The following is a 9,319-nucleotide window of genomic DNA, read 5'->3' as shown; positions in this document are numbered from 1 at the left end:
GNGTGATCTCNCGNAGCGTCGACCCGTGGCGACCGATCACCATCCCGGGCTTTTCGGCCTCGATAACGACTTCGCCGGTATCCTCGTGGAAATCGAGATCGGTGACGCCGGCGTCCTCGGGAATGACGGATTGGATTTTGGATTTCGCACTCGTCGGGTTCGAGAGTGCTTCCGGGTCGGGACGGACGGTGATCCGCTTTCGGAGCTTGCTGGCGAGGTTGCGGACGAGGTCGCCGTCCTCCGCGAACTGCTTGGGGTGTGGCGTGTAGATCACCAGCTCCGGGCCCTCGTATTTCACATCCGAGACGGTAATATCGGGTGGAACTTCTTCGTCGATCTCCGCTTTCAAGTCGTCGAGTTGCTTATCTACTGAGCTCATACGTCAAGGAAACCTGCAGTGGTCGCCGTCCTGCCGACCGACCTGCGACAGACTGCACTCCGCTGGTCGAAGTGCCGTACGGTCGTGCCGGTCGAGATGGGACATACTGAATGACGGTCTGCTAGCTGCGAATGCGGGAACAGACAGTGAAAACCCGCTTATATCGAAGTAGACGATTCGTGTTATAAAACCCTTCGCAAACGCATACAGCCTACTTCAGCGTCGCGTAGCTGAGGAAACTGATCGCTACCAACTCCAGCAGCCGCATCCCGAAGACGACCTGTCCCGCCAGCGGATCCATGCTGTAGAGGCTCCGCATACTGCTGGAGAAAAAGTAGATGGCGATCAGGTTCTCGATGAGGAGGACACTGCTGAAGCCGAGCAGCCCAAGCACCATCGGGGTGCGGAACTGTCGGTAGTTCCGAACCCAGACGACGACTAACACGGCCAACAGGACGCTGTTGACCCCGGTGACGGCCATCGCGGCGGCCGTCGGGACACCCATCACCATCTCACTCCACCTCCGCGGCGATCCGTTCGAAGGTCTCGCTGTGGCGTTCGAACCGGTCGGTCAGGAAGTAGAGNTNNCCGTAGTCGTNGNCGCNNGNCTCGACGACGTCGTGCTCCTGTAACATGTCTAAATGGTGTGTGACCGTGTTGTAGTCAACGTCCAGTTCCTCGGCGAGTTCGTTGGCGTTCTGCGGGCGATCGGTGAGTTTCCGGACGATGCGGACCCTGTTGACTCCGCCACGGCTCCCGGCAAAGAGGTACCACAGGGCCTTCTCCATACGATATGTCGTTGTGACAGAGGGAGTCTCAAAGCCGTTTCGACATCCGGGTTGGGAGTGCTGTTCCATACTGATCGTCCGGTGGCGACGATTGGGACCGACAGTGGTTCCGCGTCGTCGACGACACCATAGATAGCGTATCCCTCCCGCCCAAAGGAGGTTTTTCAAAAAGTGGGCAAACTCCGTTCAGTTTCCGTGCGTCACAGTCGTTGTCGCCAGCGAGATCGATCCCCGCCCACAAAAGCGAAACCGCTTCCGTGAGAGATCCGGGTATGAAGCTTACTCCCGACCGCGTCGCCGACGAACACGACTGGGTTCGCCGTCGTGGCGATGTGGTGGTACCGATCATCAACGAGACACGCGAACGACTCGGGGAACTGTTCGACACCGACGTCGACAGCGTGAGCGCGTCCACCTACCAACACGAAGTTGATCGCGTGTTCGCTGACGGCGAGGTCGCGGTCAATGTCGCCGGCTACGTCGCACTTCTCCGAACTCTCGATGTCGAGGCCGACTATCCGGGCTTCGTCGTTGACGAAGTACTCGGGCGGCAGCTCGCGGCGACGATCGCCGGCGGGCAACCGCTCTCAGTACTCGCGCAGGCGACGTTCCACTTCGCGGATATTCACACCCACGGCGATGCCGATGAGGCGGCTGGAGCCGACGACCTCGACGCCGCGTTGGCAGCGGGGTTTCAGACGCGGTTGCCGGGCTGGGACTGGCGTGAGGGAGAGAGTCCGTTCGGCGTCGATACGTAGCTAGTCCGCGTCGGCGTCAACCGACTCAGCGCGGGGAATCGTCACGTCGGTCAAGCCAGCCTCGATCTGGCCGCGTTGGTTCTCGAACTCCCCGGGCAGGACCAGTTTCTCGCCGAGTTCATCGAGCGGTTCGTCGCTGGTGTAGCCCGGCCCGCTNGTNGCGAGTTCGAACAGNANGCCGNNNNGNTCNCGGAAGTACACCGACCGGAACCAGTGGCGGTCGATCTGCTGNGTCGGGCGAACGCCGTGAGAGGAGACGGCTTTCCGCATCGCCATCTGGTCCTCGTCGCTCGGCGTCTGGAAGGCGACGTGGTGGACGGTGCCGTGGCCCTGCCGCGCCCCCTCGATTGTTGGCAATACGTCGACGTACTGGCCGACGGTGCCGGTCGCCTCGAAGCGCGTGCGTTCATCCCCAGGTGTATCGCCCGGTGACTCCTCAGTGCCGGNNTCNTCGANGCCCATNGTNCGCAGNANNTCCTCNGTNCGNTNTGGGTCGGCCAGCCACAGCGTCACGGAGTGGAAGCCGCGGATCGCCGCCTCCTCGGGGACGAACGCGGTCCACGGCACCGTCGGGTCGTCGTCCGGTATCTCGACGGCGACGAGTTCGACCGGGAGGCCGTCCGGCGCGCGGAACGGGAGCACNGTNTCNCCGAACCGCTCNANNCGGTCNTCGTAGTCGACNCCGNNGTCGTCGAANCGNTCNTCCCAGAAATCGAGGCTGTCCTCGGGCACGCGGAAGGCGGTCCGGGAGACCTGGCCGGAACCGACCTTGCCTTGGCGGAGGTTCTCCCACGGGAAGAAGGTCATACTGGTGCCGGGCGTCCCTTCGGCGTCAGCGAAAAAGAAGTGGTAGGTCGTTGGATCGTCTTGGTTGACCGACCGCTTGACGAGGCGGAGGCCGAGCGTTTCGACCCAGAAGTCCATGTTCTGCTGGGGATCGCCTGCGATGCAGGTGACGTGGTGGATGCCGGGGGTTGGTGGTGCGTCGCTCATTGCCCGATGTACGTGCTGGAGGTACTTGACTTCGCGCTGACACGGGGGTTACCGGGTTCAGACTGGGTTGTCGCTGCGGAGTAAGAATCTACAGGTCGGCCCGCATACTGCCGGCTATGAATTTCACTGTCATCCAGGGTGATATCGCCGCCCAGCAGGCCGACGCGCTGATCAACGCGGCGGGAACAAGCCTCGAGATGGGCAGCGGCGTCGCCGGCGCGCTCCGCCGCGGCGCGGGCGGCGACATCAACGCCGAGGCGATGGCGAACGGCCCGGTCGACCTCGGCGAAGTCGCCGTCACCGACGCCTATGATCTCGATGCCGAATACGTGATTCACGCGGCAGCGATGCCACACTACGGCGATGGGCAGGCGACGACGGTGAGTATCCAGGATGCGACGCAGAACGCTTTGGCAAATGCTGATGAGTTAGGTTGTGAGTCGATTGTGTTTCCGGTTCTCGGTACTGGCGTCGCCGGCTTCGACTTCGAGCGCGGCGCGGAACTGATCTGTTCGGTGATCGCTGACTATGAGTCGTCGTCTCTGACTGACGTGCGTGTGATCGCCTACTCGGATTCCGAGTATGAGTCGTTGCAGTCGGTCGCTGATACGATTCGGGACTAGTCGATTCGGTCATTGTTGGTGATGGCTGCGACAACATATAGAAAGCCCTCGACGCTATCGACTCCCGCGGCTCGCCCTTTCAGTCCGCCAGGGCTGTGGCTGCTAGATATGTCGTTTGAGTGTGGTTGCCGAGCGAATCGACTCAGCGGGTGAAAAGAACGAAAATTGCAGTATCGCCGTGAGGCGAGGACTGTAGTTAGTTGCGAACGACGTTGGTCGCGCGCGGGCCTTTCGGGGACTGTTCGATATCGAAGTCGATCTCCTCGCCTTCTTTGAGATCCTCGCCGCCGACATCCTCCATGTGGAAGAAAACGTCGTCGTCAGCATCATCCGTGTCGATAAATCCGTAGCCGCCAGTGTCGTTGAAGAAATCAACTTTGCCGTGTGCCATTGCAATCAAACGTACAGGTCACCGGGGGATAACCCTTGCGAGAGTCGTGGTACCACGACCGTTGCGGCGATTTTTGGTTACGTTTCCTCGCTCGCGGTCTCCCGAAGCGTCCTGAGCCGCTGTTTGTACTCCTCGTGGCTCACCCCGCCGTCGGCGTATCGCTGGCGCAGCCGCTCTGTTGCGGTCGACTGCTCGTTGTCCCGAGTGGTCGCGCTGTGGGTGTCCTGTCGGTCAAGGGCGGCCGCGCTCTGGACGACCGTTTCGGTGTCGACCGCACCGACTGAGGCGTCCGCCGATTGGAGCCGGTCGAGCCGGGCTGTAAGCGTCTCGCGGTCGATCTCACCGCGGGCGTACCGGATCGCCAGCCGGCTGACCCGTGGATGGCTATCGCCGTCGGCGTCGATACCGAAGAGGTGACCGAGCCGCGTTTCGTACTCCGCGAGATCGATTTCGTCGTCGAGATAGCGCGTTTCGAGTATCTCCAGTGGATCGGCTGTCGATTCCGGCTCGGTCGCTTGCGGTGTCGACGCCTGTGTTGACTGCCAGAGTGCGTAGCCGACAACAGTAAGAATCGAGAGCGGGAGGACGGTTGCGAGCAGCCAGAGCCACGGGCCGCCCATTCCACCGCCCATCATCCCGCCACCCATCATCCCACCACCCATGCCGCCCGAGGGGGCTATCGAGAGAATGACGAGCAACACAGTGAGGACGACAAGGAGCCCGCCACCGACCAGCAGCGCGGTCGATGCCCCCGCCGTGGCACTCGTCGAGTGGGTCTCGTCGTCCGCGTCGGTGCGGCCATCCGAGGCGCTCATGACAGCAGCTACGGTTGCCGGCGCAAGAAGGTTGTCGCCGCGGCTGTGGTGGCGGAAGCGGGCTGATTCGAAACACACTGCGTTTATTTGTCCCGGTTGCGGAGTGCCGGCAATGAGTAGCGAGCAAGATCTCGGAATTACTGAGAGCAAACAGCACAACACGGGCGAGTGGTACGCCGAGGTCGTCAAGAAGGCCGGCCTTGCGAACTACGGCCCCGACGGCATGAGCGGGTTCATCGTCACGCGCCCGCGTGGCTACGCCCTCTGGGAGGCGATCCAGCAGGAACTCGATGGCAAATTCAAGGCCACGGGCGTCCAGAACGCCTACTTCCCGCTGTTCATCCCCGAGAGCTATCTCGAACGGGAGAAAGACATCGTCGANGGNTTCGACCCNGANGTNGCGTGGGTCACCCACGGCGGCCNCGANGAACTCGACGAACGCCTCGCCGTCCGGCCGACCAGCGAGTCGATCATCGCGCCCTACATGGCCCAGTGGGTCCGCAGCCACCGCGACCTCCCGCTGCGGNTNAANCAGTGGTGNTCNGTNGTNCGNTGGGANGCNACNGANACGAAGCCGTTCTTCCGCACNAAGGAGTTCCTCTGGCAGGAGGGCCACACNGCCCACGAGACNCNCGANGAGGCGTGGGANGANACGATGACNCGNCTCGANCAGTACGCTGAGCTCTACGAGGATCTGCTTGCGATTCCGGTCCTGAAGGGCCAAAAACCGGATCACGACAAGTTCCCGGGTGCACACAAGACAACGACAGTCGAAGCCCTGATGCCGGACGGAAAATCGGTGCAGGCCGGCACCAGCCACCACCTCGGCACCTCCTTCGCTGAGGCGTTCGATATCACCTTCTCCGATGAGGACGAGGAGACCCAGCCCGCGCATACGACCTCGTGGGGCCTCTCGTGGCGCGCGCTCGGCGCGCTCATCATGACGCACTCCGACGATCAGGGGCTCGTCCTCCCGCCGACGATCGCACCCGAACAGGTCGTTGTCGTTCCGATCTGGCAGGAAGATACGAAAGACGACGTGCTCGACTACGCTGACGAGGTCGCCGACGACCTCGCCGACAGCGGCGTNCGNNNCGNNCTCGACGACCGCGACGAGCGCAACCCCGGCTTCAANTTCAACGAGTGGGAGCTGAAGGGNNNNCCNNTCCGCATCGAGNTCGGNCCNCACGANGTCGAGGACGACGAGGTGACCATCATCCACCGCCCCGACGGCGAGTCAACGACGGCCGACCGCGACGATATCGGCGAGACGATCCAAGAGCACTTCGACGAAGTCTATGCCAAACTCTACGCGGCCGCCGAAGAAAACCTCGAAGATAGCGTCCGCGAGGCCGACTCCCGTGAGGAAATCTTGGGCACGCTCGGCCAACACGGCGGCTACGTCAAGGCTCCGTGGTGTGGCGACGAGGAGTGTGAGGCCCCGATCAAGGAACCGCTGGCCGCCGAGATCGTGATGTGCCCGTTCGACGACGAGGAGAGCGTCGGCGACGACGAGACGTGTGCGATCTGTGATGATCCGGCGACCCAGACCGCGTACTTCGCAAAGAACTATTGAGGATATCGACAGTATTTGCCCAAATTGGTGACGATGTTTACCATCCTGATCGGCTAGTCTGCGAACCCGGCCGATTATCGAGAAAATACTGAAACGCCGTTTCGTCGGTGAATTCTCGATGACTTTGATATGTTTCTTGAGTATTAACATCCTAATTTCTCCTAATGTGTGGCTAAGGAACCCTTATCTCTCCATCAGTAGGCATTTATTTGGGCGATTGCTCTGTCCGGTATGGCCAAGTCACACAATGATTCCCATGCGCGGCCGGACGACGCGCATGACGACACGGTCGGGCTCGCGGACCCGACCGACAACCGATCCAACTGCGGCGTTGGGGCCGTCGTAGATCTGGATGGCGGTGCGTCCCACAGCGTTGTTGCCGACGGGATCGATCTGCTCTGTAACCTCGAACATCGCGGCACCACCGGGGCTGAGGAAGCCACGGGCGACGGGGCCGGCATCATGATTCAGCGACCCGACGAGTTCTTCGAAGCCGTCGTCGGCGATCTGCCGGAAACGTACGCCGTCGGCTCGATCTTCATGCCACAGGACGACGGCGTTAGAGAACAGCTCGTCGAACTGTTCGAGGAAACCCTCGCCGAGTACGACCTCGATGTCTTCCACTGGCGTGAGGTGCCGACCGACAACAGCGAACTCGGCAAAACTGCCCTCGACTCCGAGCCAGCCGTCTGGCAGGCGTTCGTCACGCCGAGTTCATCGATGGCTGCCGACGCCTTCGACCGCGGGCTGTTCCTCGCTCGCCGCGAGATCGAAGCCGCCGCCGAGGACGTCGACGGCGCGGAACGGTTCTACGTCTGCTCGCTCCACCGGAAGACCCTCGTCTACAAGGGTCTCCTCAAGGGCGAACAGCTCGAAAACTACTATCCGGATCTCACGGATGAGCGGCTGNNNACGACGNTCNCGNTNGTTCATGCCCGNTTCTCGACGAACACGCTNGGCGCGTGGCATCTCGCCCACCCGTACCGNNNNATCATCCACAACGGCGAGNTCAACACNATCCGTGGCAACATCAACTGGATGCGGGCCCGTGAATCCCGGCTCGAACACGAGGACTTCGGCGACGACATGGAGACGCTCAAGCCCGTCACCGAGGCCGGCCAGTCCGACACGGCCAGCGTCGACAACGCCATCGAGCTGTTGATGCATTCGGATCGTGAGCTCCCGCACATCCTCCGGATGCTCATCCCGGAGGCCCACGAGAAAGACGACTCGATGGATGCCGACCGCAAGGACTTCTACGATTACCACGCCAGCCTGATCGAGCCGTGGGACGGTCCCGCGCTCGTCGCCGCGACCGACGGCGACAAGATCGCCGCCGTCCTCGACCGCAACGGGCTGCGCCCCTGCCGGTACGACATCACCGAGGACAACCAACTGATCGCCGCCAGCGAGGTCGGTGCGATCGAGACCGACCCCAGCGAGATCAAAGAGCGCGGTCGGCTCCAGCCCGGCCAGATTTTCGTCGCCGATCCCGAGAAGGGCGAAGTCACGCCTGACGCCGAGGTCTTCGACGAGCTCACCGACGACAAGTACGGCGAGTGGGTCGACGAGCACCAACAGGAACTCGACGACATCGCCGGCGACAGCCTCGAACCACACGGCGACGTTGACTCGCTACGCGCCCAGCAAGCTGCCTTCGGTTACACCCAAGACCAGCTCACCCACCTGCTTGAGCCGATGGCCANCNANGGGAANGACCCNGTCGGCTCGATGGGTGACGACACGCCGCTGTCCGTGCTCTCCGAGTTCAACCGGCCGCTGTTCTCCTACTTCAAGCAGCTGTTCGCGCAGGTGTCGAACCCGCCGCTCGACTACATCCGCGAGGAGCTNGTCACCNNNNTNNAGNCGCGGCTCGGCAANCAGCGGAACCTGNTNNNCGAGTCGCCGGAACACGCCCACCAGCTCGTCCTTGAGTCGCCCGTCCTCTCGGACGAAAAGACGGCGACGATCAAGAACCTCGACCGCGACGAGGACGGCTTCGAGACCGCCACGCTCGATATGACGTACGATCCGGAACTCGATCTCGAAACCGCCATCGAGCGGCTCCGCGAGGACGCCCGCGACGCCATCGACGACGGCGCGGATATCATCGTCCTGTCGGACCGCGGGACGAACGGTGACCGGATTCCGATCCCGAGCCTGCTGGCAACGGGCGGCGTCCACCACGACCTCGTCCGCCACGGGCTGCGGACCGACGTTGGCCTCGTCGTCGAATCGGGCGACCCACGCGAAGTCCACCACCTCGCCACGCTGGTCGGCTACGGCGCGGGCGCGGTCAACCCCTACCTCGCCTACCAGACGATCTCCGACCTCTGCGCTGGCCCCGACGGCGCGGACGAGGAGGAAGCCATCGACGGCTACATGCACGCCCTCGAACACGGCCTGCTGAAGATCATGGCGAAGATGGGGATCTCGACGGTCGAATCCTACCAGGGCGCGCAGATCTTCGAGGCTGTCGGCCTCAGTTCCGACCTCATCGACGAGTACTTCGAGGGAACCGAAATCCGGACGGAGGGGATCGGTCTCGACGTGCTCGAAGACGACCTGCGGACGCGACACGCCGTCGGCTTCGGTGCCGACCCCGAACTCGAAACCCAAGGCGAGTACGAACACCGCTCCTCGGGGATCTATCACCAGTGGAACCCCGAGACGGTCGGCACGCTCCAGCAGGCGGTCCGTAGCGGCGATTACGAGCGGTATCTGGAGTTCGCCGAGCTGATCAACGACCAAAACGAGAACCTCCAGACCTTGCGCGGCCTGCTCGAATTCGATCCCGACCGCGACCCCGTCGATATCGAGGAGGTCCAGCCGGTCCACGAGATCGTCGAGCACTTCTCGACGGCCGCAATGAGTTTGGGAAGCCTCTCGCCGGAGGCCCACGAGACCAACTCCATCGCCATGAACCGCCTCGGCGGGAAATCCAACACCGGCGANGGNGGCGANCCGCCNGANCGGTTCGACACCGAAAAGGAGTG

General features: G+C 62.6%; 6 protein-coding genes and 4 pseudogenes (2 of these 10 cut by a window edge). 4 read left to right on the top strand and 6 right to left on the bottom strand.

Annotated features, from left to right (window positions below; translation table 11 throughout):
• The 3 genes and pseudogenes from EGH24_RS10180 to EGH24_RS10170 form a co-directional block, all read right to left on the bottom strand.
• Nucleotides 1-379, bottom strand: a pseudogene (locus EGH24_RS10180) (beta-CASP ribonuclease aCPSF1) (it extends 1,547 nt beyond the left edge of the window).
• A gap of 211 nt (nucleotides 380-590) precedes the next feature.
• Nucleotides 591-890, bottom strand: a complete 300-nt coding sequence (locus EGH24_RS10175) for a hypothetical protein (RefSeq protein ID WP_142980037.1) — start codon at nucleotides 888-890, stop codon at nucleotides 591-593.
• A 1-nt stretch (nucleotide 891) separates the two neighbouring features.
• Nucleotides 892-1,167: pseudogene (locus EGH24_RS10170) on the bottom strand (DUF7342 family protein).
• Between the two features lie 272 nt (nucleotides 1,168-1,439).
• On the opposite strand from EGH24_RS10170, the gene EGH24_RS10165 reads away from it, so the two are divergent.
• Nucleotides 1,440-1,925: a hypothetical protein gene (locus EGH24_RS10165; protein ID WP_142980036.1), complete on the top strand. Its 486-nt coding sequence runs from the start codon at nucleotides 1,440-1,442 to the stop codon at nucleotides 1,923-1,925.
• On the opposite strand, the pseudogene EGH24_RS10160 reads toward EGH24_RS10165, so the two are convergent.
• Nucleotides 1,926-2,918 (bottom strand): annotated as a pseudogene (locus EGH24_RS10160) (VOC family protein). It abuts the gene before it with no gap.
• 116 nt (nucleotides 2,919-3,034) lie between these two features.
• Here EGH24_RS10160 and EGH24_RS10155 point away from each other — a divergent pair.
• Entirely contained in the window at nucleotides 3,035-3,541 is a 507-nt protein-coding gene (locus tag EGH24_RS10155; protein ID WP_142980035.1) for a macro domain-containing protein, read from the top strand.
• 196 nt (nucleotides 3,542-3,737) lie between these two features.
• Here EGH24_RS10155 and EGH24_RS10150 read toward each other — a convergent pair whose 3' ends face one another.
• Both EGH24_RS10150 and EGH24_RS10145 read right to left on the bottom strand, forming a co-directional pair.
• On the bottom strand, nucleotides 3,738-3,932 hold the full coding sequence (locus EGH24_RS10150) for a cold-shock protein (protein ID WP_142980034.1): 195 nt from the start codon (nucleotides 3,930-3,932) through the stop codon (nucleotides 3,738-3,740).
• Nucleotides 3,933-4,009: 77 nt separating this feature from the next.
• On the bottom strand, nucleotides 4,010-4,747 hold the full coding sequence (locus EGH24_RS10145) for an SHOCT domain-containing protein (protein ID WP_142980033.1): 738 nt from the start codon (nucleotides 4,745-4,747) through the stop codon (nucleotides 4,010-4,012).
• Between the two features lie 112 nt (nucleotides 4,748-4,859).
• Here EGH24_RS10145 and proS point away from each other — a divergent pair, with 112 nt between their 5' ends.
• Entirely contained in the window at nucleotides 4,860-6,323 is a 1,464-nt protein-coding gene (gene proS / locus EGH24_RS10140; protein ID WP_142980032.1) for a proline--tRNA ligase, read from the top strand.
• Between the two features lie 231 nt (nucleotides 6,324-6,554).
• Nucleotides 6,555-9,319, top strand: a pseudogene (gene gltB, locus EGH24_RS10135) (glutamate synthase large subunit) (it continues 1,783 nt past the right edge of the window).

Origin of the sequence: Halonotius terrestris, assembly GCF_006861665.1 — an archaeon.
GTDB classification, from domain to species: Archaea; Halobacteriota; Halobacteria; order Halobacteriales; family Haloferacaceae; genus Halonotius; species Halonotius terrestris.
Note: the sequence above shows the minus strand (reverse complement) of the source record. Positions and strands in the feature narration are given on the sequence as shown.

Coding starts and splice junctions, on each gene's coding strand:
- EGH24_RS10150 (WP_142980034.1), bottom strand. CDS start 3,932: ATGGCACACGGCAAAGTTGATTTCTTCAACGACACTGGCGGCTACGGA.
- EGH24_RS10175 (WP_142980037.1), bottom strand. CDS start 890: ATGGTGATGGGTGTCCCGACGGCCGCCGCGATGGCCGTCACCGGGGTC.
- EGH24_RS10155 (WP_142980035.1), top strand. CDS start 3,035: ATGAATTTCACTGTCATCCAGGGTGATATCGCCGCCCAGCAGGCCGAC.
- EGH24_RS10145 (WP_142980033.1), bottom strand. CDS start 4,747: ATGAGCGCCTCGGATGGCCGCACCGACGCGGACGACGAGACCCACTCG.
- EGH24_RS10165 (WP_142980036.1), top strand. CDS start 1,440: ATGAAGCTTACTCCCGACCGCGTCGCCGACGAACACGACTGGGTTCGC.